The sequence below is a fragment of the Nocardiopsis sp. NPDC055824 genome (genome assembly GCF_053616335.1).
Map to the genome: position 1 here is coordinate 1 of NZ_JBSHDN010000090.1, position 26,175 is coordinate 26,175.

Here is a 26,175-nt window from a genome sequence, read left to right on the forward strand (position 1 = left end):
CCGCCGGGCCCACCCCCGGCGGCGCCCGCACACGGCCGGTCCCCGGTCCAGAGATGATCAGCCGCACGACCGCCGCTGACGAAGCGGTGGTGGCCGTGGAAGGACCCGGAGCCATCGGGCGCCTCCTCCCACCCGATGGCCTCGGCGTTGACCGCCGTGGCCATGTGCACCCGCTCGTACGGGACCGCCTCCGTCGTGCGACCGCACCTGTGCTGAGCACGCCGACACCAGCAGGTTCGGATGGTTCTGTCAGAGCGAACTGCGAGGGCGGGGGAGGCATGGCTCTGTTCCGCGGGCTCGTGGGAGTGGGCGGAATCTGTTGCCCGTGTCCAGGACCGATGAATCGTCTCTGGCGTATCCGGTCCACATCCGGCCACTGCCATGACACGCTTTACACGCACAGTTACAGTCGCCTCGCAGCGAACCGCACAAGAGAGGTCTGGCCATGGGCAAGCACTCGAACCCCGACGCACCGCAGGACCAGCGCGGCGACCCCAAGGACAACGACTCCCAGCACCCGAGCCCTCACGGGGGCGGCGGGGAGAAGCAGGGCAAGTGATCGCCCCGCACAGTGAACGCAGGGCCGCCCTGGCCGCCCGGTTGGCGGACCGGGGCGTCCTGACCGACCCGGCCTGGCGCCGGGCCGTGGAGTCGGTGCCCCGGCACGCGTTCCTGCCCGACACCGTCTGGGGCCTGGACGTCGATGCCGGGGACGGCAAGCTCGCCCCCGTCCCCCGCTCGCACCCGGACTGGTCCCGGTGGGCCTACGACGACGTCTCGGTCATCACCCAGGTCGACGACGGCGCCCCCGCCCACCCGGACGGGCGTGGGGAGCGGGCCACGTCCTCGGCGTCCCAGCCCTCCCTGGTCGTGGCCATGCTCCAGGCCCTGGACGTCACCGACGGGATGGACGTCCTGGAGATCGGCACGGCGACCGGGTACAACTGCGCGCTGCTGTGCGAACGCCTGGGCCAAGAGCACGTCACCTCCGTCGAGATCGACCCGGCCCTGGCCCGGCAGGCGAGGTCCAGCCTGGCCGCCGCCGGGTACTCACCGCGGCTGGTCGTCGGGGACGGCGCCCAGGGGACGCCCGACCGTGCCCTGTTCGACCGGGTGCTCGCCACGGTAGCCGCACGCGACATCCCCGGGGCATGGATCTCCCAGACCCGACCCGGCGGGGTGATCGTCACCCCGTGGGCGACCGGCTTCGCCACTACGGGCCTGCTCCGGCTGATCGTGCAGGAGGGGGGTGTGGCGCACGGGCGCGTGGTCGGCGACGCGCCGTTCATGTGGTTGCGCGATCAGCGGGTGCCCTCCGGACGGTGGAGGGACTTCGTCGACGAGCGGGCCGCCGGCGCGGTCGGGTACCGCACCGCGGTCGACCCGATGCCGGTGTGCGACGCCGACCCCTCCGGCGGTCTGGCTTTGACGGTGGGGGCGCTGGTGCCGCACCTGAACACGGTCCGCTACCACACGGCGGACGACAGCGGCGAGGCGACCGTCTACCTGTTCGACCGGCGCGGGTCGTGGACCCTGGTGGAATACGTCCCCGGAAACGCCGACTTCGAGGCGCACCGGTACGGCCCCCGCGACCTGTGCGCGGAGATCGACCACGCCCGCCGTACCTGGGAGGCGGCCGGATCCGTGGACCGCGAGCTCCTGGGGGTCTCGGTGGCCGCCACCGGTGAACGGCGGTTGTGGGTCCAGGAGCCGGACAACCCGCTCCCGGGCGCGCCGGGCGGTGCAGGAACAGGCGGTGCGCATCCTCATGTCGGGTGCCGGGTGTGATGGAGGCCCTGGCATGTCTTGAGAAGGATGAGAGTCATGCCAGCGCCGAGGAAGTACCCGCCTGATCTGCGCGGACGAGTGACCCGGATGGCCGTGGACGTCCGCCGCGCCCCGGCGACGCCGTGCGGCACGGGTGGTGTGAAGTCCGAACAGCCCGTCCGCGTCCCTCCCCTTCACACCACAGCGCCGTTGAGCGGCCCGAAACCATCGAGACGCTTCCGCCGGGCAGGCAGGGCGCTCAGACGGGGCGGTCGCGGAGCTCGCGCTTGAGGATCTTGCCCGAGGCGTTGCGCGGCAGCTCCTCCACCAGCCGCACCGCCTTGGGCACCTTGAACGGCGCCAGGCGCCCCCGCACGTGCTCCACCAACAGCCCCGGCAGCGCGTCCGCGTCCGCCCCCGGCGCGGGGACCACGTAGGCCGTCACCGCCTCGATCCACCTCTCGTCGGCCGTCCCCACCACCGCGGCCTCGGCCACCCCGGGGTGCGCGAACAGCACGTCCTCGATCTCCCGGGAGGCCACCAGCACGCCGCCCGTGTTGATCACGTCCTTGATCCGGTCCACGACCTCGATGTAGCCACCGGCGTCCGCGCGGACCAGGTCGCCGGAGTGGAACCACCCGTCCCGGAACGCCTCCGCCGTCTCCTCCGGCTTGTCCCAGTACCCCTGGCACAGCTGCGGCGACCGGTACACCACCTCGCCCAGCTCCCCCGGCGCCACGTCCCGGCCCCGCTCGTCCACCACCCTCAGCTCCACGAACAGCACCGCCCGCCCCGCCGACGCGGGCCGCCCGGTGTGCTCCTCCGGGCGCAGCACCGTGGCCAGCGGACCGATCTCGCTCTGCCCGAAGCAGTTGTAGAACCCCAGTCCGGGCAGGGCGCCCCGCAGCCTCTCCAGCACCGGCCCCGGCATGACCGACGCCCCGTAGTACGCCTTGCGCAGACTGGACAGGTCCCGTCCGCCGAAGTCCGGGTGGTTGGCCATCGCCACCCACAGGGTCGGCGCCGCGAAGAACGCCCCGTGCCGCCCCTCCTCGATCCTGCGCAGCAGGTCCGCCGGGTCGGGCGCCTCCACCAGCGTGTTGGCAGCGCCCACCGCCAGCCACGGCATCAGGAAGACGTGCATCTGGGCGCTGTGGTAGAGCGGCATCGCGTGCAGCGGCGCGTCGTCGGCCCGCAGGTCCAGGCCGGCGACGCACGACAGGTACTCGTGGACCAGCGCCCGGTGGGTCATCATGGCGCCCTTGGGGCGGGAAGTGGTGCCGGAGGTGTACAGGAGCTGCACCAGGTCGGTGTCGCCGACCTCCGTGTCGAGCTCGGGCACCGGCCCGTCCAGGCAGTCGGCGAGCAGGGAGCCCGGCCCGTCGCGCAGTTCCAGGACCTGCTCGACCCCGGTCTCCGCGCGCAGGTCGTCGACGGCCGACCGCAGGGCGGGGTCGACCAGGGCGATCGTGCTGCCCGACTGCCCCAGGAGGTAGGCGAGCTCCTCCCCCCGGAGCGCGTAGTTGATCGGTACGTGGACCAGCCCCGACCGGGCACAGGCCAGGAAGCCGATCAGGTAGGCGTCGGAGTTGCGCCCGTAGGCGGCGACGCGGTCCCCCTTGACCGCGCCGAGGCCGAGGAGCCGGGCGGCGGCCCGTGTGACGGCCGCGTCCAGGTCGGCGTAGGTCCAGGTGCGGTCATCGAAGGTCAGCGCGGTGGCATCGGGCGCGCGGGCCGCGCTGCGCCGGAGGACCCCGTCGACGGTGCTGGATGTCGTTGAACCGTTCATGCCCCTGTTTTCCGTCCGGTCGGTGAGGCCCCGGGGCCTCTGGCACGCCCCCATCCTGGAGGGTGGCGGGGGCCGCGGCAACCGTTCGGGGGCGTTCTCGGGGGACGGACCGCGACACGCGCCCCGCCCCCGCACCGCTGTGCGACTCCGCGTGACCGGGGGGCGACTCCTTCGCCCTTGCCCGCAAGCGTCCCGTGGTCATACGTTTTGCGGTGTTCACGAGACACCGGGTGGGAGAAACATGAAGATCCTTGTCGTGGGTGCCGGGGCCGTCGGCGGCTACTTCGGCGCGCGGCTGGTCCAGGCGGGCCGGGACGTCGACTTCCTCGTGCGGCCCGCACGCGCCGAACTCCTCCGGGACAGGGGGCTGGTCCTGCGCGGTGTGGACGGCAGCGTGGAGGAGGTCCCCGTGTCCGCGGTGACCGCGGACGGGCTGGGCGCCGGCTACGACCTGGTCGTCCTGGCCGTGAAGTCGTACGGGTTCGAGGCGGCGCTGAAGGACGTGGCGCCGGCGGTGGGGCCGGACACGGTGGTCCTGCCGTTCCTCAACGGCATGCGGCACATCGACGTGCTGGTCGAGCGGTTCGGGGCCGACCGGGTGTACGGCGGCGTGGCCATGGTGATGACCCGGCTGGACGGGGACGGCGCGATCGTCGAGGTCGGCAGGATGGGCCGGCTGATCTACGGGCCCCTCTCCGGCAGTCCCGTGGCAGCCCCGGCCGACGTGCACGCCGCCCTGGACGCGGGCTCCTACTCGGCCACCCTCACCCGGGCCCCGCTCCAGGAGCTGTGGGACAAGTGGGTGTTCCTGGCGACCCTGGGCGCGTGCACGTGCCTGATGCGCGCGCCGATCGGTGCGGTCAACAGCGCGCCCGGCGGCCAGGAGTTCACGTCCGGGATGTTCGCGGAGGCCATCGCGGTGGCCACGGCCGCCGGGTACCCGCCCGGTCGGGACGCCCGGGACCGGGCCGACGCGATCATCGCGGACACCACGGCGACGACCACGACCTCGATGTACTGGGACCTGACGCAGGGCAACCCGGTGGAGGCCGACCAGATCGTCGGGGACCTGGTCGCCCGGGGGCGCGAGCTGGGGGTCCCCACCCCGCTGTTCTCGCTGGCCTACACCGCCTTGAGCGCGTACGCGGCCGGACGCGCCTGAGCCCCGGGAGCGGCGCCGGACGCGCGGACGGCGCACCGCGGGCGGGGCCGGCACGGGGCCCGCTCCTCCCGCGGCGGCGGGGCCCGGTCAGGCGGCGGCGCGGCGCATGTGGACCAGCGGGAACGGGCGGCCCTGGCCGTCGACCGGTGAGCGGCCCGTCTCCTCGAACCCCTGAGCGGCGTAGAAGCCGCGCGCGGAGGGGTTCTGCTCGTTGACGTCCAGGGTGAGGACCGGGTGCCGCTCCGCCGCCCAGGCCAGCAGGGCACGGCCCACGCCGCGGCCCCGGGCATCGTCGTGGACGAACAGCATGTCGATGTGGTGGCCGTCGAGGCCGATGAAGCCCAGGGGGCGGTCATCGGGGTCCACGGCGACCTGGACGTCGTGGCGGGGCAGGTAGGAGTCCAGGATCCTCGCCTCGTAGTGGTCGACGTCCTCCCGGGTCAGGAAGGCGTGCGTGGCGAGGACGGCGCTGCGCCAGATCCCCGCCAGGGCGGGGTGCTCGTCCGCACCCGTGGACGGGCGCACCAGGACGGTGAGAGAAGAGGGCATACGCGCACCGTACCGGGACCGCCCCCGCACGTCACGGGGTTATCCGCCGCTCGGCGCCGGGCCCGTGGCGGAGCGCACGCGGTGGCGCCGGGGCGGGGGTCTACCCTGGCGGGGTCCCGAAGGCCGGATGGGCGCCCCCGTGCCGGCTCCCCCCTGGAGACCCCGATGCCCTTCGGCCGACTCGCCGCCCCCGCCGGGCCCGCCGAGGAGTCGGCCCCCGACGCCTCCCCGTCCCCGAGGGACGGGGAGGCGATGCCGCGGACGACGTCAACGGCGACGGCTTCCCGGACCTCCTCTTCCTGAGCTCCTACGGGGAGGAGGGCGACGCCGACGAGGGGGCGTTCGACAGCGGGGACTTCGGCGGCTGAGGCGGGCCGCGCCCACGGACGGCGGCACGGGCTGGGAGCATGCCCTCATGGCTTCCGCACCCGACGCCTCGCGGCTCCCCCCGCCCACCGCCCCGCCGCTCCCCCGGCCCGCCCTGATGCTCCAGGAGTGGCGGGACGTCGCCTTCTGGCACTGGCCGCTCCCCCCGGAGGAGGCGGCCCCGCTCCTGCCCCCGGGCACCCGGCCGGACGTCCTGGACGGCGTCACCTACGTCGGCGTCGTCGCCTTCCGTGTGGCGCGCACCCGCCTGCCGGGAGGGGTGCCCGGCGGCGGCTACGGCGAGGTCAACGTCCGGCTGTACTCCGTGGACGGCCTCGGGCGCCGGGGGGTGGTCTTCCTGTCGCTGGAGGCCTCCTCCGCGCACACCGTCCTCGCGGGGCGGGCGGCGGCGGGGCTCCCGTACATGTGGTCGGACGTCAGCGTCGGCGCCGACGGCGACGGGGCGGCGTACGCGACCCGGCGGCGCCTGCCCCGGTCCCCGGGCCCGGCCCGGGGCCGCTTCCGCCTGCGGGTGGGCGACCCGGTCGACGACCCGTCCCCCTTCGAGCGGTTCGTGACCGACCGGTGGGGGCTGCACACGCACCACGCGGGCCGCACCCGGTGGGTGGCCGCCGCCCATCCGGACTGGCGGCTGTACCGGGCGAGCCCCCTCGGCTGGGACGAGACGCTCCTGGAGCGGGCGGGGATCACCCGGCCCCCGGGAGTACCGAGTGTGCTGTTCTCACCGGGCACGGACACCCGGTTCGCGCCGGGCGGGGCCCTTCCGCGCCACCGGTGACCTCGGCCCGCCGGCGAGGACGGGCCGCAGGGTCACCGCGCGTGCCTGCGGGGCCGGACCGCCCGGGTCAGCAGGCCTCGTAGAGGTAGTCCCCGTGCTCCGGCCCGACCAGGTCCAGGTCGCGCAGGATCATCCGGGAGGGCGCGCCCTCGGCGTCACAGGCCTCGGCGAAGGTCATCCCCGCCTCCTCCAGGGCGTCGGGGTACTCCACCGCGATCACGTCGTCCCCGTAGACCCCGGTGTAGGCCGAGCACTCGCTCCAGACGGCGCAGTCCTCGGCCACGGCGAACTCGAAGCCGACCTCGTCCCTGCCCCGCTCGGTCACCTCGGCCGCGTTCTTCTGCCCGGCGGCCATACCGTGCCCGTTGGCCAGGGCGACCAGCTCGGTGGCCAGGGCCAGGTTGTGGTCCTGGGTCAGCAGGCCCTGCGAGCGCAGGTCGGAGTCGAGGTTGTCGAACTCGACCGCGTCGAAGCCCTTCTCGGCGCAGGTGGCGATGGTCTCGGCGAGGATCTCGGCGATGTCGGCCCTCTTGTCCTCGTCGGAGGTGTCCAGGATCCGCTCGGCCGGCCACCCCGGGTCCACGACCGGTTCGCCGGAGGCGTCGCGCAGGATGAGGTCGGGGTGTTCGAGGAGCCACCACTCCAGGTCGCCCGGCTGGGTCTGGAACCCGTTGACGTAGCAGATCGAGTACATGTCCGGCGCGGGTTCGGCCGTGGAGTCGCGGACCACCGTTCCCACCCCGGCGGGGGGCTCGTAGGAGGCGCCGAGCTGGTAGTCGAAGGTGCCCTCGGGGAAACCCTCGGCGGTCCCGGTCGAGCTCTCGTCGGCGGCGTGGGCCCCGACGGCCTCGGCCTCGGTCTCACCCGGTCCGGCGCAGGCCGAGGCGGTGGTCACGGCGAGGAGGGCCGCGAGGAGTCCGCCGGGGGCCGTTCCCCGGATCCGTCGTGGTGCGGGCATGGATCGTCCGTTCTCGTCTGGCGGGGGTGTCCGCCGCGTCGTGGTGTGGTGCCGGGGAGTCTCCCCGGGCGGAGTGTGGTGGGCCTCCCGCCCGCGCGTCCAGTGTTCCGCACCGGCCGCCGTCGTGATCTTCCGCACTCGTGTTCGGACGGCTCCGGGAGGAGCCGGCCCCGGGGTGCGCCCGCGGCCCGCCGGGGCGCCCCGGCGAAGGCGCGTCCCGCGCCTGTGACCTGGACCTGCACCCGGTGCTCCGCCGGAGGGACGCGGCGCCGACCGCCCCGGTCCGGCGGCGGCGCGCGAGGGGGGCTTTACCGCCGGGGAAGTTGAATTTTGAACGAGTTGCAGCACAGTGTATCTTCGCCGTTTCCGAGCGTTATATCCGTTCTGCGTTCGAATCCCCCGCGATGCGCTCGGTCCCGCCTCCACCCGACTGCCAGAAGGTTCGCGATGAACAAGACCGGCCCTCCCAGTACCAGCCCGGCGTTGAGCGCCCTCCTCGCGGAGGTCCCCGGGGTCGAGAACGTGGTGCTCTGCACGGAGGGAGGCATGGTCCACACCCTGGCCCGGGGCGCCGACCGCCGCGGGGCGGACCAGCTCTCGGCCCTGGGCAGCTTCCTCTTCAGCGGTGCGGGGCGCATCGGCTCGCTGACGCGGTACGGCGCGGTCGACCACGTGGTGATCCGCCTCCGGGGAGGCGGATCGCTGCTCGTGCGCCCGGTCGGCGAGTTCCTGCGGGTCGTGATGCTGACCAGGGCCGACACCCCCCTGCCCCGGGCCGCGGTCGCCCTGGACCGGCTCGTCCAGGAGCTGGAGGGGTCCCTCCCGGCCCGCCGGTAGCCCGGCCCCCGGGAGGGCCCGCCCGGGGGCCGCGGGACTGCGGCCCCCGGCGCGCCGTCAGGCCTTCCTGCCGACACCGCCGTACTGGTCCACCTCGGCGGGCTGCCTGGCGCCCGCGACCGGGGGGCGCCAGCGGGTGACCGGGACCAGGCCCGGCTCCAGCAGTTCGAGCCCGGCCAGGTAGCCGCCGATCTGCACGGGGCTGCGGGGGATGTAGGGCACGGCGCCGCTCTCGTTGTACTCGTCCTGGGCCGCGACGTTCTCCCTGCTGTGCACGTTGCTGCCCTCGCTCACCGTGAGGTGGCTGCCCGGGGGGAGTCCGGCCAGCAGCCGCCGCACGATGGAGACGGCCTCCTCGTAGTCCCGGACGTGGCCGAGGACGCCCATGAGCATCAGGGAGACGGGTCGGTCCAGGTCCAGCAGCTCGCCCGCCTTCTCCAGGATCGCCTCGGGCTCGTACAGGTCGGCGTGGACGTACTGGGTGCGCCCCTCGGGGGTGCTCGTGAGCAGCGCCCGCGCGTGGGTGAGGACGAGCGGGTCGTTGTCCACGTAGACGACCCGCGACTCGGGAGCCACCGACTGGGCCACCTCGTGGGTGTTGTTCGCGGTGGGCAGGCCCGTGCCCACGTCCAGGAACTGCCGGATGCCGACCTCGCCCGCAAGGTGGCGGACGGCGCGCTCCTGGAAGGCCCGCGAGGCCCGCGCCATCTGCGCGATGCCCGGGAAGGCCTCCAGGAACTGGTCCCCCGCCTCGCGGTCGACGGGGTAGTTGTCCTTGCCGCCCAACCAGTAGTTCCACACCCGCGCCGAGTGCGGAACCGTGGTGTCGATCGCCGGTTCCTGACCGTTCATGGATCGCCCGCCTCACTGCTGTCGCTGTATCGGGGCCTTGATCCTACGGCCCGTTCGTCCCCCTACATCCCTTACGTCACAGTGGTTTCGCACGCGCCCGGCCCGCACCGGCGGGGCCGCCGCCTCCGGCCGCCACGGACCGGCCCCTGCCGGAGCACCCCGCCCAAGGCGCCGGCTCCGCCGCCCGACGGACGCGGGCCCGCACCCGACACCCCGGGGGCCGGCGCACCGCCCCCGGGGAGCCCGGTGTCGGAGGATGTGGCGTGAAGACCCCGGCCACTCACCACCCCACCTGCGACAATGGGCACATGCCGAGTCCGCTGACCCGTGTGCCGCCCCTCGTCCGCGCCCGCGAGGCGGGCGGGTACGCCTACCTCTTGGCGTGGGTCGAGACGCGCGCCGGGCTCCGGGCGCGGATCACCTGGGTGGAGCAGTACCGCGAGGAGCCCTACCAGTGGCGCTGGGAGGTGGCCGAGGTCCCGGCCACGCGGGTGACGCAGATGGCCGGGCAGTCCTACCAGGGGGTCCCGCGCGAGCGGCGCGTGAGCGGCTGACCCGCGGCCCCGCCGTGCGCGCGCCGCCCCGGGATGCCGCCGCGCCCCTCATGGTCTAGAATTCGTACATAGGTTCGATTGTGTCGCTTCTTCCCCACCGGCACCAGGCATGGGCCGAGGCCCGGCACACGGGAAGGGACCGCGCATGCGGCACGGCAGCGAGCACACGGACTTCGCCCACCTGGGGGTCGCCTCCTCGTTCTCGGCCCACCACGGCACCTGTCCTCCCGAGCGCCTGGCCGCCCGCGCCGCCGACCTGGGCCAGGACGTCCTCGCCCTCACCGACCGCGACGGCGTGTACGGCATGGTCCGGCACGTCGACGCCTGCCGCCGGGCGGGCATCCGCCCCGTGCTGGGCTGCGACCTCGCGCTGGACTCCCCCGACGGCGGCCGGGTCACCCTCCTGGCCCGGGGCCGCACCGGCTGGGCGACCCTGTGCCGCCTCGTCACCCGCGCCCACGCCCACACGCGCTCCGCCCCCGGGGCGGGACACGGGCCCCGGCCGGAGCGAGGGCCCGGCCCCTCCAACCCGCCGCGGGCCCCGGGGGCCCCGGCCCTCCCCCACGCGGCCGTGGCCGGCGACTCCTCGGGCGTGGTCGTGCTCCTGGGCCCGGACTCCGACGTCGGCGAGGCCGTCGCCCGGGAACGCCCCTCCCACGCCCGGCGGCTGCTCGCCCGCTGGAAGGACGCGGCCGAGGTCGCGATCGCCGTGGCCGACCACGGCCTGCCCGGACAGCGGCGCACCGCCCGCGCCCTGCTGGCCCTGGCCGCCGAGACCCGCACCCTCGCCGTGCTCACCAACGCCGTCCGCTACCCCGTGGCGGAGGACGCCGAGGTGGCGCACGTCCTGGACCAGGCCCGGCGGTGGGCCCCCGGCGGCTCCCGGCCGGGCCCCGCCACGGACCGGGCCTACCTCAAGAACGGCGCGGAGATGCTCGCCGTCGCCGACCGGCTGTGCGGCGGGGACACCGCCCGCGCCCGGCGCCTGATCGCCCACACCGCCGCCCTGGCCTCGTCCTGCGTCCTGGACCCCGCCGCCGACCTCGGCATGGGCGGCCTCCACCTGCCCTCCGTCCCCCACGCGTCCGACCGGCTCCTGCGGGCCTGCGAGGACGGCCTGGTCCGGCTCGGACTGGGGCGCGACCCCCGCGCCCTGCACCGGCTGTCCCAGGAGATGGAGGTCATCGAGAACAAGCGCCTGCCCGCCTACTTCCTGACCGTCGCCGACGCCGCCGCCCGCATCCGCGACAAGGGCATCCGCTGCTCCATCCGAGGTTCGGGCACCGGCAGCCTGGTCAACCACCTGCTGGGCGTCTCCGCCGTCAACCCGCTGGACCACGGGCTGCTGATGGAGCGGTTCCTGGGCCACGGCCGCCCGGGTCTGCCGGACATCGACCTGGACGTGGAGTCCGCCCGCAGGCTGGAGGCCTACGACGCGGTGTTCGGCGCCCACCCGGGCGGGACGGCGTGCGTGTCGATGACGGAGACCTACCGGGCCCGCAGCGCCCTGCGGGAGGTGGGGGCGGCCCTGCGCCTGCCCCCGCTGGAGGTCGACCGGCTCGCCAAGGCCTTCCCCCACCTGAGGGCGAGCGGCATCCGCGAGGCCGCCCGGGAGCTGCCCGAGCTGCGGCGCTACGACGGCGCGGGCCTCGACGACCCCGCCACCCAGAACCTGTTCCGGCTGGCGGAGAGGCTGGACGGCCTGCCCCGGCACACGGCCATGCACCCGTGCGGCCTGGTCGTCTCCGACGACTCCCTGCGCGACCGCGTCCCGGTCGAGCCCTCCCCGGCCGGCTACCCCGTGGTCCAGCTGGACAAGAACGGCGTGGAGCGGATGGGGCTCGTCAAACTGGACGTCATCGGGGTGCGCATGCAGTCGGCGCTGGCCCACGCGCGGTCCGAGGTGGAGCGCACCACCGGCCGGGCGCCGGACCTGGAGGCCCTGCCCCGGGACGAGGCGACCTACGCGATGATCGGGGCGTCGCTCACCCTGGGCTGCTTCCAGATCGAGTCGCCCGGCCAGCGCGAGCTCCTCAGCCGCCTGCGCCCCGCGGACATGGCCGACCTGATCGCCGACATCTCCCTGTTCCGCCCCGGGCCGGTCAAGAGCGACATGGTCACCCCCTACCTGTCGGCCCGCGACGGCGCGCCCCCGGCGCGGTCGCTCACCCCGCTCCTGGACGGCGTGCTCGCCGAGACCGGCGGGGTGGTGATCTGGCACGAGCAGATCATCGCCCTCCTGCACGCCATGACCACCTGCGGGCCGGACCGGGCCGAGGCGATGCGCCGGAGGCTCGACACGGAGCAGGGGCGCGCCGACGTGCGGGAGGAGTTCACCTCCATGGCCTACGACTGCGGGCACGACGAGGAGACCGTGGAACGCGCCTGGGAGGTCGTGGCCTCGTTCGGCTCCTTCGGGTTCTGCAAGGCGCACGCCGCCGCCTTCGCGCTGCCCACCTACCAGTCGGCGTGGCTCAAGCGGCACCACCCGGCCGCCTTCTACGCGGGGATCCTCACCCACGACCCCGGCATGTACCCGCGCCGCGTCCTGGTCGCCGACGCCCGCCGCTTCGGGGTCCCCGTCCTGGGCGTGGACGTCAACCGGTCCGAGCGCCCGTGGCGGGCCGAGCGGGCGCCGGACGGGCGGTGGGGCGTGCGCGCGTCCCTGGCCGACGTCCGGGGCGTCACCGGGGCGGAGGTCGACCGGATCCTGGCGGAGCGGCCGTTCCTGTCGCTGCCGGACGCCGCGGAGCGGGCGCACCTGTCCCGCGAGGCGCTGGACAGCCTGGTGCGGGTGGGCGCCTTCGACGCCCTGTCGGGGGTGGGCGGGGGGCCGGACGCCGTCCCGGGGCCGCGGGCGGGCGGCACGGGCGCGGAACCGCCCGGGGAGGGCGCGGGACAGCGGGGGGACGGGCCTCCCGACCGCCGCGACCTGCTCCTCCAGGTGTCCGCCCTGGAGAGGTCCCGCAGGACGCGGACCGACCGGGGGCAGCTCCCGCTGCCGCTGGAGGGCACGGCGCCGGCTCGGGGGTCCCTCCCGGCGACCACCGCGGACGAACGGGTCTCGGCCGAGCTGGAGGTGCTGGGCTACGAGGTGGAGCGGCACCTGCTCGACGGCTACGCCGACTTCCTCGCCTTCCTGGCGGTCCGCCACCGCCTGGTGCGCGCCCAGGACCTGCACCTGGTGCCCGCGGGCGAGGAGGTGCTGGTGGCGGGGGTGAAGGTGGCCACCCAGACCCCGGCGGTGCGGTCCGGGCAGCGGATCGTCTTCGCGACCGTGGACGACGCGACGGGGCTGGCCGACCTGACCTTCTTCTCGTCGGTGCAGCACCGGTGCGCGGCCACGGTGTTCTCCTCCCTGCTGCTGGCCGTGCGCGGCAGGGTGCGCCGGTCCGGGACGGGGCTGGCGACGCTGACCGCCTCCCACGCCCACGACCTGGCCGAACTGCACCGCGTCTGGAAGGAGCGGGGCGCCGACGCGCTGGCGGAGGCGCTGCGCGCGGACCCGTCCGCGGTCCCTCCGGGGCCGCCGCCGGGGCGGTCCGCCGCCGGCCCGCTCCCGGGGGCGGCGCGGCGCCGCCTGTGGCACGCCAGCCCCGGCAGCTCGGGGCGCTGACGCCCGCGGACGGGCCTCCCGTGCGCCGGGACCGGACCCGCGGCCCCCGGGTCGCGAACGCCCTCCGCCGCCCGGGCGGCGGGCCTCAGGGCAGGATCGAGTCGACGTACCCTCCGTCGACGCGCAGGGCGCCGCCCGTCGTGGCCGAGGCCAGGGGCGAGCTGAGGTAGACGACCATGTTCGCGATCTCCTCCGGTTCGATCAGCCTCTGGAGGAGGGACTGCGGCCGGTGCTCCCGCATGAAGACGCGCTGGGCCTCCTCCCACGGCAGGTCCCTGTCGACCAGCTGGTAGACGAACTCCTCCACGCCGCCCGTGTGCGTGGGGCCCGCGATCACGGAGTTGACCGTGACCCCCGTGCCCGCGGCCTCCTTGGCGAAGCCCCGGGACACCGAGAGCAGGGCGGTCTTGGTCACGCCGTAGTGGATCATCTCGGCGGGGACGACCACCGCCGAGTCGCTGGCGATGTTCAGCACCCGGCCCCAGGCGCGCTCCTTCATGCCCGGCAGGAGCCCGCGCGTCATGCGCACCGCCGTGAGGACGTTGACCTCGAAGTAGTGCCGCCACTCGTCGTCGTCCACCTCCAGCGCGGGCCGGGCGCCGAAGATGCCGAGGTTGTTGACGAGGATGTCCGCGTGCCCCGCCGCGTCGAGGACGCGGCGCGCGCCCTCGTCGGTGGCGATGTCCCCCGGGGCGGCGACCAGCTCGGCCCCGGGGAGCTCCCGGCCCAGGCCCTCCAGCGCCCGGCCGACGGATTCCCCGGTCCGGCCGTTGACGGCGACCCGGGCGCCGGCGCGGGCCAGGCCCAGCGCGATGGCGAGGCCGATGCCCTGGGTGGAACCGGTGACCAGGGCGGTCCTGCCGGACAGGTCGATGCGCATGCGGGGGCTCCCTACCGTCGGAAGGCGGCTCCGGTGGGGCGGAGCGCCGGACACGAAGGTAGTCGCGCGCGCGGCCCGCGCACAACGGCGACCCGCGGGCGCGGCCGGGCGGGTGCGGGGCGGTCCCCGCACCGCCCGGCGCCCCGGACGCCCTCCGGGCGTCAGGCCAGGGCGCGCAGGGTCTCGGCCAGCGGGGTGGTCGGGCGGCCGATCAGGCGGGACAGCTCTCCGCCGGCGGCCTCGAGCTCCCCGTCGCGGATGTTGGCGTCCAGGGCGACGACGAACCCGGCGGTGCCCTCGTCCAGTCCGGCCGCGGTCAGCGCGGCCAGGTGCTCCTCGGGGGTGAGGTCGCGGTAGACGACCTCGCGGCCGAGCACCTCGCCGAGGTCCCGGGCCAGTTCCGGGTAGGTCCAGGCGGTGTCGCCGGAGAGCTCGTACACGGCGCCGGCGTGGGCCTCCGGGGCGCGGAGGACGGCCGACGCGGCCTCGGCGTAGTCCTGCCGGGAGGCGCTGGCGACCCTTCCCCCGCCGACGCTGCCGGTGACGACGCCGCTCTCGCGGGCCCGGTCGAGCTGCTGCCCGTAGTTCTCGTTGTACCAGCCGTTGCGCAGGATCGTGGCGGGGACGCCGGAGGCGGCGAGGACCTCCTCCGTGGCCTTGTGCTCGGGGGCCAGGACCAGGGTGGTGTCGTCGGCCCTGGGGGCGCTGGTGTAGACGATGTGCCCGATCCCGGCCTCCTGCGCGGCCCGGACGGCGTTGGTGTGCTGGGGCACCCGTCGGCCGACCTCGCTCCCGGAGATCAGGAGCAGGGTGTCGGCCCCCTGGAAGGCGGCCTTCAGCGACTCCGGGTCGTCGAGGTCGGCGCGCGCGGTCCGCACTCCGGTGGCGGCGAGCGCGGCCAGCCGGCCGGCGTCACGCCCGGTCGCGGTGATCCGGTCGGCGGGGAGGCCCTGGGCCAGGAGGTCGGCGACGACGAGCCGGCCGAGGTGGCCGGTGGCGCCGGTGATGACGACGGACATGCGGGTCCTTCCGATCGCGGGCCGGGGGTTCCCGGCCTTCGTGCGGTGGCAACAGGCCTGTTCTCGAGCGCATTCCAGAAGTCGTGTACGCACCTTTAAGTGAGGTACCTACCTTTTGGTAAGGTCCGGGCATGAAGACGTCGCAGGAGAACCCGGCCGGCCCGTGGCCACGGGGGGAGGTCCTGTCCTCGGACTGCCCCTCGCGGCGGCTGCTGGGGGACGTCACCAGCAAGTGGGGGGTGCTCGTCCTGATCTCCCTCGCCGCAGGGCCGCTGCGCTGGAGCGGGCTGCTGCGCGCCATCGGCGGGATCAGCGAGAAGATGCTCGCCCAGACCCTGCGCACCCTCGAGGCGGACGGGCTGGTCCTGCGCGACGCCAGGCCGGTGGTCCCTCCGTACGTGGTCTACAGCCTCACCGACGAGGGCCGCGAGGTGACCGCGCTGCTGCTGCCGCTCGTGGAGTGGGCCCAGGACCACGTCGCCGCCCCCGGCACGGGAGCCGGGCCGGACGGGGACGCGTAGGCCCCCGGACGCCGGACACGGAGGCGGCCGTGCGCGGCCCGCGCACGACGGCGCCCCGCGGGCCCCGCCGGGCGGACCCCGCACCCTCGGATCCCGCCCCATGGGACGACGGTGCACCTTCTCCCTTTCTCCTTTCACAGCATTCCCATCCACACCTCTTCCCCCAAGATTTCCGACATACAGCCGAGCAACCGCTTTCCCTACCCGCAAGCACAATCCACCGACAATACGCAACCCTTGACAAAAGGGATTCCGCATGGTGCGCCCACATCGGAACACGGTGGTCCACCCCCCGACCTGCGGCCCGCCGGTAGAACATTTCTCGACCCCGGCGACGAAGTCCGGAAGTGCGAACGGGAAACCGCACCCGCCCCCCGAGCCGAGGAACGAAAAGGGAAATCGACCCTCCGGCACCATGCAAAACACCCTCAGCAGAAGAGTCAGGCATCCCAGCAGGTCGCAGCGGTATTTCCCGGTTTCCCTTGACATCGCCCGAAGCAAATGGAAACTGATACTGGCGACCTTCGGCCCGGCGTCCCCCGCCGGCCTCGCTCTCCCGCCGTTCCCCGAGATCATGACCGGCAAGCACGAGGAGCCGACCACCGCCCACCTGCGCATAACCGGTCCATGATCGATATTTCTCGAGCGTCCCGCTCGTGCCACGCGAACGGCCCACCACCAACGTGCGAAACAGGGGCGATATCCTGATGCATGCGTTTCCCCAGGAAGGCGACACCGTCACCACGCGGCAGAAACAGTTCGCCGAATCCGGATACCTCGTCCTCCCGGGCCTGCTCCCCGCCCCCCTCCTCGGCAGCCTCCTGCCCGAGGTCGACCGCTGGGTGGACGAGGGCCTGCGCGACCGCTCGATCGCCGCCTGCCTGGCCCCGGACGTGCACGGCCCTCCCCCGCTCCTGGAGCTGGAGCTGCCCGCCCACGGGCGGCTCCTCACCCACGAGCCGCTGATGGAGGTCCTGTCCGAGCTCATGGGCCCCTCCTTCGTCTTCCACCACCTGCACAGCGACCGGCACGGGGCCGCGACCACCGGCAAGCCCTGGCACCACGACCACGAGCCCAACGACCGGGAGGACCCGGACCTGCTGATGGTGCACGCCCTGCACTACCTCGGCGGCCTCGACCGGACCGTCGGGAGCCTCGCGGTCCTGCCCGGCTCCCACCGGGAGCACGCGGACAAGACGGCCCGCGCCCACCTGGGGACCGCGGAGCTGCCGGGCGAGGTCGTCATCGACAGCCTCCCTCCCGGTTCCACCGTGCTGATGAACTCCGCCCTGTTCCACGCCCGCAGACCCGCCGGCCCCGCCCCCTCCCGCCCCCGCTACTTCGTCGACGCGTCGTACTGCCAGGCCGGCGCGCGGTGGCGGCCCGTCAAGCCCTACTGGCGGTACATGCTCTCCCGCGCCCGCGAGCTCGACCTGGGCGGCGGGCGGTGGCCCGAGCTGTTCTCCGCCCGGCACTTCACCGAGTACGCGGCGGCCGAGCGGGGGGCCACCGCGTGAGGCTCGTCCACCCGGTCACGTACGACCAGGTGAGGGCGGTGTACCTGCGCGACCATCCCGCCGACCGGCCCCACCCCGCCAACTCCAACCGCGACGGGGAGAAGGCCCTGGCCATGGCCGAGGACCTGCTCGGCGCCTGGTCCCTGGTCCGGTTGACGAGGGAGGAGGTGCTCGGCGTGGTCCTGCCCTGGCACCTGAGCGAGGGGGGCGCGGTCGAGCTGGTGCCCCGGTCCGGCCTGACGGTCGGCGAGGCCGCGGACCGGATCCGCGCGGGCGGTCCGGGCATGGCCGCCGCCAACCCGGTCTGCGCGCGGAAGCTGGAGCTGCTGCGGAGCGCGCCCCTGACCCCGGTCTACCTGAGCACCCGCCCGGTGCCGCACTCCGACTACGGGGACCTCCGCGTCCGCACCGGCCTCATCCACCTGGACGGCCTGCACCGCATGATCGCCTGGGAGCTGTCCCGGCGCCTGTCCCCCGGGGAGCCGCTGGAGGCGTTCGTGGCCGGCTCCCCCGTCCCGGCCACGCAACCACCGCACCGCCGCCCCGACACCGCGCGAACCGGAGGCCCACGCCCTTGACCCGTACGATGCGTCCCGCGCTCTCCCTCCCCGACCTGCTCACCCGGGGGGCCCGGTCCCATCCGGACCGGACGGCGCTGACCGACGGCGTCCGCTCCCTCGACTACCGCGCGCTCCATGCCGCGTCCGGTCGCGTCGCCGCCCACCTGCACGGCCTCGGCGCCGGGCGCGGCGACCGGGTGGCGGTGATCGGCCCCCGCGACGGCCGGGTGTGCGCACTGCTGTACGGCGTCCTGCGCTCGGGCGCCGCCGCGGTGCTCATCGACCCCTCGTGGAGCGCCCCCGACGTGCGGGCGCGCCTGGACGCCGTCGCCGTGCGGCACGTGCTCGGCACCGACGGGGCGGTGCCGGCGCCCGAGGGGTACCGCGCCGAGGTGCTGGACGTGGACGCGCTGGCCGCCGCGGGGCCGGTCGACCCGCCGGTGCCGGCCGCCGCGCCGGGGACCGAACCGGCCTCGGACACGGCCTACCTGTCCTTCACGTCGGGGTCCAGCGGGGAGCCCAAGGCCGTCGCGGTGACCCACGCCAACGCCGTCCACTACGCCCGTTCGCTGCGCCGCCGGCTGGGGCTGACCCGCGCGGACGCGCCGTGCGTCGCGCACGTCACGACGATGGCGGCCGACCTCGGCCACACCTCGTGGCTGCTCGCCCTCGCCACGGGCGGCTCGGTGCACGTGGTACCCGACCACGAGACCCGCGACCCCGAGGCGTTCTGGGCGTCCCTGGCCGGCGCCGGGGTGTCGGTGCTCAAGACGACCCCCTCCCACCTGACGGCCCTGCTGGAGGGGCGGCCCCCCGGGAGCCCGCCGCTGGGCACGCTGCTGCTGGGCGGTGAGACGCTCCCCCGCTCCCTCGCCGCCGGCCTCCTCGCCGGGGGCGTGGCGGACCGCGTGGTCAACCACTACGGGCCCACGGAGACCACGATCGGCGCGACGTGCTTCGTCGCCGCCTCCCCCGCCGACCTCCCGGCGGACGAGGCGACGGTCCCCGTCGGCACGGCGCTCGGGGACGTCTCCCTGCGCCTGCTCGGCCCCGACGGCCTGCCGGTCCCCGACGGGGTGGAGGGGGAGCTCCTCATAGGCGGGCGCGGGGTCACCGCCGGCTACCACGGCCGTCCCGACGAGACGGCGCTCCGCTTCGTCCGGCACGACGGGGAGCGGGTGTACCGGACCGGCGACACGTGCCGCCGCCGCCCGGACGGGAACCTCGTCTTCACCGGCCGGACGGACCGCCAGGTCAAGATCCGGGGCTTCCGGGTGGACCCCGCCGAGGTGGAGTGGGTGATCGGCGAGTTCCCCGGCGTCGGCCAGTCCGCGGTGTTCGTGCGGGAGAACTCCTCGGGGGGACAGCTCCTGGCCGCGGTGCGCCCGGCGGCCGGGCACGACGAGGGGGCCGTGCTCGACGCGCTCCGCTCCCACCTGCGCGACAGGCTGCCCGGGTACTCGATCCCGCAGCCGATCGTCGCCCTGCCCGACTTCCCCACCGGGCCGAACGGCAAGCTCGACCGCGACCGCCTGGCCGCGGTCGTGGACGGGGTCCTGGAGAGCGGCGGCAGACGGGCCGGCCCCGGCCGGGACGCGGCCCCGGAGCGGATCGGGATGCCCCTGGTGCGGGCGGTCGCGGAGCTGTGGGCGGGCGCGCTGGGCCTGCCCTTCGTGGACCCGCACGCCGACGTGCTCGAACTCGGCGGCGACTCGATCCTGGCCATGCGCACGGTCACGCTGCTGCGGCGGTCCGGGTACCGCGTGGCGTTCGAGGACTTCTACCGGAACCCGACCCCGATGCTCCTGGCCTCCGCCGCACGGCCGGCGGGCGAGGACGCGAAGGTCGGCGAAGACGCGGGAGCAGAGGGGCCCGGGGAGGGCGGCGCACTCGCGCCGGCCCAGCGCTGGCTGTTCCGGCAGCGCCTCGGGGACCACCGGCACTGGAACCAGTCCGCCGTGCTGTGCTGCGGGGTGCCGGTGGACGCGGCGGCCCTCTCCGCGGCGGTGGAGGACGTTCTGCGGCGCCACCCGGCGCTGCGGCAGCCGGTGGGACCCGAGGGCCCCGGGGTCCCCCGCCCCTCCGGCGACGTGGACGCGGTGACCTTCTCCTCCCTGCCCCGCACCACGGGCCAGCTGGCGGAGGCGGTCGAGGCCACGTGCTCCGAACTGCAGCGCGGCATGGACCCGCGGGCCGGGCGCCTGATCCGGGTCCACCTCTTCTCCGGCGGGCACGGCGTCCGGGACCGGCTCGCGGTGATCGTCCACCACCTGGCCGTCGACGGCCTCTCCTGGCGGATCCTGCTCGACGACCTCGCCCACGCCTACCGGGCGGCCCTCTCCGGGCAGCGGTCCGACCTGCCGCCCACGGCCGACTTCTACCGGTGGGCGGCGAAGGCCCCGCCGCCTCCCCCCGCGCCGGAGCGGGCCGTGCCGGAGCCCGCCGGGACCACCGAGCCGGTGGCCCTCACCTGGGCCCTGGACGAGAGCGCCACCGCCCGGCTCGTCCGGCGCCACGGGCGGGCCCAGCGCCTGGAGGCGTTCCTGCTGACGGCCCTGGCCGAGGCCGCCCTGCGCTGGAGCGGCCGGTCGCGCCTGGGGGTGGAGGTGGAGACCCACGGCCGCGACACCACCGGCGAGGGCGGCGACCACATGGACACCGTCGGCTGGTTCACGGCGGTCAAGCACGTGGTCGTCGACCACCCCGTCCGGGCGGTGCGGGCCGGGCCGGCGGACACCGTCCGCGGGTCCCGGCGCGACGACCGCGCCGGCCGGACCGCCGCCGGGGCCCTGTGGGGCCCGGACGGCCGCCCGGCGGGAGCGGACACCGTGGCCGAGCGGGTGGGCGAGGTCGAGCGCCGCGTGCGGGAGGCCCCGGAGCTGCCGATGGACGCGCCGGGTCCGCGCCCCGACGTGGGGTTCAACTTCCTGGGCACGTTCGAGCTGCCCGACGAGCCGTCGCTGCGGTGGTCCGTCGCTCCCGAGGCGGGCGGGGCGGCGCGCTGCCCGGACGGCGATCCCCTGTACCGGATGCGCCTGACCGCCCGCATCGTCGAGGGGCGGCTGGTGACCGACCTCGTGTACGCGTGGCCGCGGCTGTCCCACGACGCGGCCCACGGCGTCGTCGCGTCCTTCGGCCGCGCCGTGGCGGCCGAGGCGGGCGCCACTCCCCTGCCCCACACCAGGTCCCCCGTCTCGACCTCCGGCCGGCTGCTGTACGACGGCTCCGTCCAGCCCGCGCCGCGCGCACGGGTCACCGGCGAACCGGTGCGGGCCCTGCTCACCGGGGCCACCGGCTACGTGGGGAGGCACCTGCTCGCCGCGCTCACGGCCCGGGGGGCCAGGGTCACGTGCCTGGTGCGGGGCGAACGCGACGCCGACGCCGCGCTGCGGCTCCCCCCGGGACCGGAGGGCGCCGTCGCCGGACGGGGCGGGTTCGACGTGGTCGCGGGCGACATCGACCGCGAGGGCCTGGGCCTGTCCCCCGAGGCCCTCGCCCGCGTGCGGGACGTGCAGGTGGTCGTGCACGCCGCCGCGGACGTGCGTCTGGTGGCCCCGCCCGCCGACCTGGAGCGGACCAACGTCGCCGCGGTCCGGCGGCTGCTCGGGTGGGTCGACGCGCAGGTCCCCGGCGCCCGGCTGCACCACCTGTCGACCCTGGCCGTCGCCGGCGGGGTGGAGGGGCCGGCCCGCCGGTTCAGCGAGGCGGACCTGCGGATCGGCCAGGGGTTCCGCACCCCCTACGAGAGGACCAAGTTCGCGGCCGAGGAGGCCGTCCGCGCCTGGGCCGCGTCGGGCCGCCAGTGCTACGTCCACCGCAGCGGGCACGTCGCGGCGCACAGCGCCACGGGCGCCTTCCAGGCCAACGTGGAGGACAACAGGGTCTACCAGCTGGTCCGCGGCTACGTCCTGGCCGGGGCGGCGCCGAGCCGGCCCGGGGAGACCTTCGCGTTCTCCCACGTCGACACGGTGGCGGCCGGGATCGCGGCGATCGTGACGAACCCGTACGCGGCACCGGGCGCCTACCACGTCGAGACGCCGCACACGGTGCCCCACGACGAGCTCGTGTCCTGGCTCGTCGGCCTGGGCTACCCGATCGAGCTGACCGGAGAGGACGCGTTCGCCGCCGCCCTGGCCCGGGTGGAGCGGACCAGGCCGACCGCCGCGCGGCTGGCCTCGGCGTGGTCGCAGCTGGAGGACCGCAACGTCGTGGTGGACAGCTCCTCCACCGCGGCCGCGCTCGACCGTGTCGGCGTGCGCTTCGCCCCGCCGACCCCCGCGTGGTGGTCCGCCGCCATGGCGTGGGCCGCCGGTGTCGGCTTCCTGCCGGAACCGGGTGCCGATGTTCACGACGAAGGGAACGATCCTCACCATGACCGATGACACCGTGACAGAGATCGGCTGGGGCAGCACGACCCTGGACACCCGTCGAGCGCTGTGGTCGCAGCCGCTCGGGGACGAGGACAGGCGCCTGCTCTGGGCGGACGCCACCGCCGGGAGGTGGGACCGGGCCGCGCACGTGCGCGACGGGCTCCGCGCCTTCACGGAGGAGAGCATCCGCTCGGTGGGCTTCGCCCACGTGCCCAACCTGATGGACGCGTCCGCGGACGGCGGGGAGATCGTGGAGGCCCTGTCCTTCGTGCTGCGCGACTTCGGCGAGATCATCCCGCAGAACGCCCAGGGCGACCTGTGGCAGGTCCTGCGCGACCGGGACGGGGACGGGGCCACCGAGCTGGGGTTCCACTGCGACACCTGCGACGTGCTCGTCCTGCTCTGCCTCCAGCCCGCCGTGCTGGGCGGGGGCGACACCAAGCTCGCGAGCGCGCGGTACGTGCGGGAGATCATCGAGCGGGAGCGCCCGGACGTCCTGGCGACCCTGGAGGAGGACTGGACCTTCGACCGGACGGGGCGGGCCGGGCAGCAGGTCATCGTCTCCCCGATCCTGTTCACCCAGGAGGACGGGACGGTGGGCTGCTACTACCAGACCCGTACCGTGCGCACCTCGCCCGAGAGGGGCGGGCCGCCCCTGACCGAGCGCCAGTGGGAGGCCCTCGACGTCCTCGACGAGGTCCTCTACCGGCCGGAGATCGCCTTCGGCCTGCGGCTGGCGGCGGGCGACCTGCTGCTCATCCGCAACAGCAGGGTCCTGCACGGGCGCTCCCCCTACGTGGACGAGCCCGGCCCCCGCGCGCGCCGGGTGCTGCGGGCGTGGATGAACACGGGCAGCCGGTGAGCCCCCGCGGGGAGGACCGCGCGCCGGGGCGCGCGGGGGGACGGGACGCGGTCCGGGCGCACGCGCGCGGGACCGCCGTGGTCACCGGGGGCGGCAGCGGCCTGGGCAGGGCGGCCTCGCTCGCGCTGCTCGCGGACGGCTGGTCGGTCGCGGTGGCCGGGCGCCGCAAGGAGGCGCTGGAGGAGACCGTCGGCCTCGCCGGGCCGGACGCCGACCGGGTCCTGGCCGTGCCGACCGACATCCGCAGCCCCGCGGAGGTGGAGGCGCTGTTCGCCGCGGTGCGCGAGCGGTTCGGCCGGGTGGACCTGCTGTTCAACAACGCGGGGGCGGCGGTCCCCCGCACGCCCGTGGAGGAGGTGGCGGTGGAGGACTGGCGGCGGATCATGGACACCACCGTCACCGGGACCTTCCTGTGCGCGCAGGAGGCGTTCCGCGTGATGCGCGGGCAGTCGCCGCCGGGCGGGCGCATCATCAACAACGGGGCCCCGTCCGCCCACGTGCCGCGGCCCCACTCCGTCGCCTACACCACGGCCAAGCACGCGGTCCTGGGCCTGACCCGGGCCCTGTCCCTGGACGGTCGGGCGCACGGCATCGCCTGCGGGCAGATCGACGTGGGCAACGTGGCCCCGGCGGACGGCGGCCCGCAGCCGCCCGCGATGCAGGCCGACGGGACGATGGCGGTGGAGCAGACCATCCCCGTGGAGAGGTTCACGGAGTCGCTGCTGCTGATGGCGTCGATGCCCCTGGAGGCCAACGTGCAGTACCTGACGGTGCTGCCGACGACGATGCCCTTCGTCGGGCGGGGGTGAGCGGGTGTTCGTGAGCGCTCGCTCCTTCGAGGAGTACCGGGCGATGTTCTCGCTCTCGGACCACGACCTGTCGCTGCGGATCCTGGACTGCCCCGGCGGCGCCGCGGGCTTCGTGGCGGAGGCCGGGGCCCGGGGCGCGGACGCGGTGGCCGTGGACCCCCAGTACGGGCCGGGCCGGGAGGGGCTGGGGGAGCTGGCCCTGCGGGAGAACGAGCACAAGCACGCGGAGCTGGTCGAGCGCGCCGGGGAGTACGACTGGAGCTGGTTCGGCGGCCCGGCGCGGTACACGCGGATGCGCTCGCGCTCGGCGCGCGCGTTCGGCGCGGACGTCGCGGCGCGGCCCGGGAGGTACGTCGCGGGGTCGCTGCCGGACCTGCCGTTCGCGGACCGCTCGTTCGACCTCGTGCTCAGCTCCCACCTGCTGTTCTCCTACGGCGAGCAGCTGGGCGAGGGGTGGCACCGGGACGCGCTCCTGGAGCTGGTGCGCGTGTCCCGTGGACAGGTACGGCTGTACCCGCTGTTCCAGCACACGAGCAACAAGCGGTATCCGGCGCTGGAGCGGATGCGGGAGTCGCTGGCGGAGTGCGGCGTCCCCTCCCGGGTGGAGCGGGTGGACTACGCGTTCGCCCCGGGGGACCCGGAGATGCTGGTGCTGGAGTGCGCCGGCGCCCGCGCGCCGGCGGGGGCCTCCCGCGAGGGCGGGGGCACGTCCGCGGCGTTCGACCCGGTGCGCTGGAGGCACCTCGAAGCGGAACGGTGACGGAGGGGCGCGGGGCGGGTCGCGGGGACGCGGCCCGCCGGGTGCCGGGGCGCGGCCCCCGGGGATGAGAACGGCCACATCCACGGTGCCGACCCGGCCCCAGATTGCATGTTCATTCATTTTTCTGCATACTTATTTTCATGTCCAAGGTACTCACTTCCCTTCCTGTCGGCGAGCGTGTCGGAATCGCCTTCTCGGGGGGCCTCGACACGTCCGTGGCCGTCGCGTGGATGCGCGAAAAGGGCGCGGTTCCCTGCACGTACACCGCCGACATCGGCCAGTACGACGAGCCCGACATCGCCTCGGTGCCCGGCCGCGCCAACGCCTACGGCGCGGAGGTCGCCCGGCTGGTCGACGGCCGCGCCGCCCTGGTCGAGGAAGGGCTCGCCGCCCTGGCCTGCGGCGCGTTCCACATCAGGTCCGGCGGGCGCCCCTACTTCAACACCACCCCGCTCGGCCGCGCCGTCACCGGCACCCTCCTGGTCCGCGCCATGCTCGACGACGGCGTGCAGATCTGGGGCGACGGCTCCACCTACAAGGGCAACGACATCGAGCGGTTCTACCGCTACGGCCTGCTCGCCAACCCCTCCCTGCGCATCTACAAGCCGTGGCTCGACGCCGACTTCGTCAACGAGCTCGGCGGGCGCAAGGAGATGTCCGAGTGGCTGGCCGAGCGCGACCTGCCCTACCGGGACAGCACGGAGAAGGCGTACTCCACCGACGCCAACATCTGGGGCGCCACCCACGAGGCCAAGTCCCTCGAACACCTCGACACCGGCATCGAGATCGTCGACCCCATCATGGGCGTGCGGTTCTGGGACCCCGAGGTGGAGATCGCCCCCGAGGACGTCACGATCGGCTTCGAGCAGGGCCGGCCGGTGACCATCAACGGCCGCAGGTTCGACACCGCCGTGGACCTGGTGCTGGAGGCCAACGCCGTCGGCGGACGGCACGGCCTGGGCATGTCCGACCAGATCGAGAACCGGGTCATCGAGGCCAAGAGCCGGGGCATCTACGAGGCCCCGGGCATGGCCCTGCTGCACGCCGCCTACGAGCGCCTGGTCAACGCCATCCACAACGAGGACACCCTCGCCAGCTACCACAACGACGGCCGCCGCCTGGGCCGGCTGATGTACGAGGGCCGCTGGCTGGAGCCGCAGGCGCTGATGGTGCGCGAGTCGCTCCAGCGCTGGGTGGGCACCGCCGTCACCGGCGAGGTGACCCTGCGGCTGCGCCGCGGCGAGGACTACTCGATCCTGGACACCACCGGGCCGTCGTTCAGCTACCACCCGGACAAGCTGTCCATGGAGCGCACGGAGGACTCCGCGTTCGGTCCCGGCGACCGCATCGGCCAGCTCACCATGCGCAACCTCGACATCGCCGACTCGCGGGCCAAGCTGGAGGACTACGCCAGGATCGGCATGGTCGGCAGCGGCGACGCCCACCCCACCTCGATCGGCGCCGCCCAGGCGGCGGCGACGGGTCTGATCGGCGCGATGCCCGAGGGCGGCGCCGAGGCGATCGCCTCCCGCGGCCAGGCCGCCGACGAGGACTGGCTCGACCACGTCGCCATGGAGTCCGGCACGGACTGAGGTCCGCTCCCGCCGTCCGCACCGCCTTCCGGGGGC

20 protein-coding genes are annotated in these 26,175 nt (G+C 74.9%); 14 read left to right on the forward strand and 6 right to left on the reverse strand.

The genetic code is table 11. From position 1 onward, the window contains the following. Positions 1–555: 555 nt before the first annotated feature. Complete coding sequence (locus tag ACWGL3_RS18485; protein WP_452461596.1) at positions 556–1,788, forward strand: methyltransferase domain-containing protein; 1,233 nt, start codon at positions 556–558, stop codon at positions 1,786–1,788. Between the two features lie 238 nt (positions 1,789–2,026). On the opposite strand, the gene ACWGL3_RS18490 is transcribed toward ACWGL3_RS18485, so the two are convergent. Beyond that, on the reverse strand, positions 2,027–3,556 hold the full coding sequence (locus ACWGL3_RS18490) for an acyl-CoA synthetase (RefSeq protein WP_452461597.1): 1,530 nt from the start codon (positions 3,554–3,556) through the stop codon (positions 2,027–2,029). Between the two features lie 241 nt (positions 3,557–3,797). Here ACWGL3_RS18490 and ACWGL3_RS18495 point away from each other — a divergent pair, with 241 nt between their 5' ends. Then, positions 3,798–4,718, forward strand: a complete 921-nt coding sequence (locus ACWGL3_RS18495) for a ketopantoate reductase family protein (RefSeq protein ID WP_452461598.1) — start codon at positions 3,798–3,800, stop codon at positions 4,716–4,718. Between the two features lie 87 nt (positions 4,719–4,805). Here ACWGL3_RS18495 and ACWGL3_RS18500 read toward each other — a convergent pair whose 3' ends face one another. Next, positions 4,806–5,267, reverse strand: a complete 462-nt coding sequence (locus ACWGL3_RS18500) for an acetyltransferase (protein WP_267949771.1) — start codon at positions 5,265–5,267, stop codon at positions 4,806–4,808. A gap of 415 nt (positions 5,268–5,682) precedes the next feature. Between ACWGL3_RS18500 and ACWGL3_RS18505 the strand changes: the two genes are divergently transcribed. Then, the gene (locus ACWGL3_RS18505) at positions 5,683–6,432 is read left to right on the forward strand and encodes a YqjF family protein (protein WP_452461599.1); all 750 of its coding nucleotides are present in this window, start codon (positions 5,683–5,685) and stop codon (positions 6,430–6,432) included. 67 nt (positions 6,433–6,499) lie between these two features. Here ACWGL3_RS18505 and ACWGL3_RS18510 read toward each other — a convergent pair whose 3' ends face one another. Next, a complete protein-coding gene (locus tag ACWGL3_RS18510; protein WP_267949769.1) occupies positions 6,500–7,390 on the reverse strand; it encodes an endo alpha-1,4 polygalactosaminidase in 891 nt (296 codons plus the stop codon). Between the two features lie 447 nt (positions 7,391–7,837). Between ACWGL3_RS18510 and ACWGL3_RS18515 the strand changes: the two genes are divergently transcribed. Further along, positions 7,838–8,227 carry a roadblock/LC7 domain-containing protein gene (locus ACWGL3_RS18515; RefSeq protein WP_267949768.1) on the forward strand — a complete coding sequence of 130 codons (390 nt, stop codon included), beginning with the start codon at positions 7,838–7,840 and terminating at the stop codon, positions 8,225–8,227. A 57-nt stretch (positions 8,228–8,284) separates the two neighbouring features. On the opposite strand, the gene ACWGL3_RS18520 is transcribed toward ACWGL3_RS18515, so the two are convergent. Then, positions 8,285–9,079, reverse strand: a complete 795-nt coding sequence (locus tag ACWGL3_RS18520) for an SAM-dependent methyltransferase (RefSeq protein WP_267949767.1) — start codon at positions 9,077–9,079, stop codon at positions 8,285–8,287. Positions 9,080–9,387: 308 nt separating this feature from the next. Here ACWGL3_RS18520 and ACWGL3_RS18525 point away from each other — a divergent pair, with 308 nt between their 5' ends. Both ACWGL3_RS18525 and ACWGL3_RS18530 read left to right on the forward strand, forming a co-directional pair. Then, positions 9,388–9,633, forward strand: coding sequence for a hypothetical protein (locus ACWGL3_RS18525; protein WP_267949766.1), 246 nt, complete (start codon positions 9,388–9,390; stop codon positions 9,631–9,633). Positions 9,634–9,778: 145 nt separating this feature from the next. Continuing rightward, positions 9,779–13,249: a PHP domain-containing protein gene (locus ACWGL3_RS18530; protein ID WP_452461600.1), complete on the forward strand. Its 3,471-nt coding sequence runs from the start codon at positions 9,779–9,781 to the stop codon at positions 13,247–13,249. A gap of 85 nt (positions 13,250–13,334) precedes the next feature. On the opposite strand, the gene ACWGL3_RS18535 is transcribed toward ACWGL3_RS18530, so the two are convergent. Together ACWGL3_RS18535 and ACWGL3_RS18540 are read right to left on the reverse strand one after the other, a co-directional pair. Next, positions 13,335–14,129 (reverse strand): SDR family NAD(P)-dependent oxidoreductase, encoded by a 795-nt coding sequence (locus ACWGL3_RS18535; RefSeq protein ID WP_267949764.1) that lies wholly within the window; start codon positions 14,127–14,129, stop codon positions 13,335–13,337. Between the two features lie 161 nt (positions 14,130–14,290). Next, positions 14,291–15,148 (reverse strand): SDR family oxidoreductase, encoded by an 858-nt coding sequence (locus ACWGL3_RS18540; RefSeq protein ID WP_452461601.1) that lies wholly within the window; start codon positions 15,146–15,148, stop codon positions 14,291–14,293. Between the two features lie 131 nt (positions 15,149–15,279). Here ACWGL3_RS18540 and ACWGL3_RS18545 point away from each other — a divergent pair, with 131 nt between their 5' ends. The 8 genes from ACWGL3_RS18545 to argG all read left to right on the forward strand — a co-directional run bounded on the left by ACWGL3_RS18545 (position 15,280) and on the right by argG (position 26,139). Further along, the gene (locus tag ACWGL3_RS18545; RefSeq protein ID WP_267949762.1) at positions 15,280–15,669 is read left to right on the forward strand and encodes a winged helix-turn-helix transcriptional regulator; all 390 of its coding nucleotides are present in this window, start codon (positions 15,280–15,282) and stop codon (positions 15,667–15,669) included. 707 nt (positions 15,670–16,376) lie between these two features. Further along, a complete protein-coding gene (locus ACWGL3_RS18550; RefSeq protein ID WP_452461602.1) occupies positions 16,377–17,186 on the forward strand; it encodes a phytanoyl-CoA dioxygenase family protein in 810 nt (269 codons plus the stop codon). Further along, positions 17,183–17,764 (forward strand): DUF6309 family protein, encoded by a 582-nt coding sequence (locus tag ACWGL3_RS18555; protein WP_267949760.1) that lies wholly within the window; start codon positions 17,183–17,185, stop codon positions 17,762–17,764. The genes ACWGL3_RS18550 and ACWGL3_RS18555 overlap by 4 nt, the downstream gene beginning before the upstream one ends. Next, positions 17,761–22,128 carry an AMP-binding protein gene (locus tag ACWGL3_RS18560; RefSeq protein ID WP_452461603.1) on the forward strand — a complete coding sequence of 1,456 codons (4,368 nt, stop codon included), beginning with the start codon at positions 17,761–17,763 and terminating at the stop codon, positions 22,126–22,128. The genes ACWGL3_RS18555 and ACWGL3_RS18560 overlap by 4 nt, the downstream gene beginning before the upstream one ends. Then, a complete protein-coding gene (locus tag ACWGL3_RS18565) occupies positions 22,118–22,978 on the forward strand; it encodes a TauD/TfdA family dioxygenase (protein ID WP_452461604.1) in 861 nt (286 codons plus the stop codon). Before ACWGL3_RS18560 ends, ACWGL3_RS18565 begins: the two co-directional genes overlap by 11 nt. A 77-nt stretch (positions 22,979–23,055) precedes the next feature. After that, positions 23,056–23,787: an SDR family oxidoreductase gene (locus ACWGL3_RS18570; protein ID WP_267950369.1), complete on the forward strand. Its 732-nt coding sequence runs from the start codon at positions 23,056–23,058 to the stop codon at positions 23,785–23,787. A gap of 4 nt (positions 23,788–23,791) precedes the next feature. Then, complete coding sequence (locus ACWGL3_RS18575; RefSeq protein ID WP_267949758.1) at positions 23,792–24,547, forward strand: methyltransferase domain-containing protein; 756 nt, start codon at positions 23,792–23,794, stop codon at positions 24,545–24,547. Between the two features lie 140 nt (positions 24,548–24,687). Then, positions 24,688–26,139: an argininosuccinate synthase gene (argG, locus tag ACWGL3_RS18580; protein ID WP_267949757.1), complete on the forward strand. Its 1,452-nt coding sequence runs from the start codon at positions 24,688–24,690 to the stop codon at positions 26,137–26,139. Positions 26,140–26,175 lie beyond the last annotated feature (36 nt).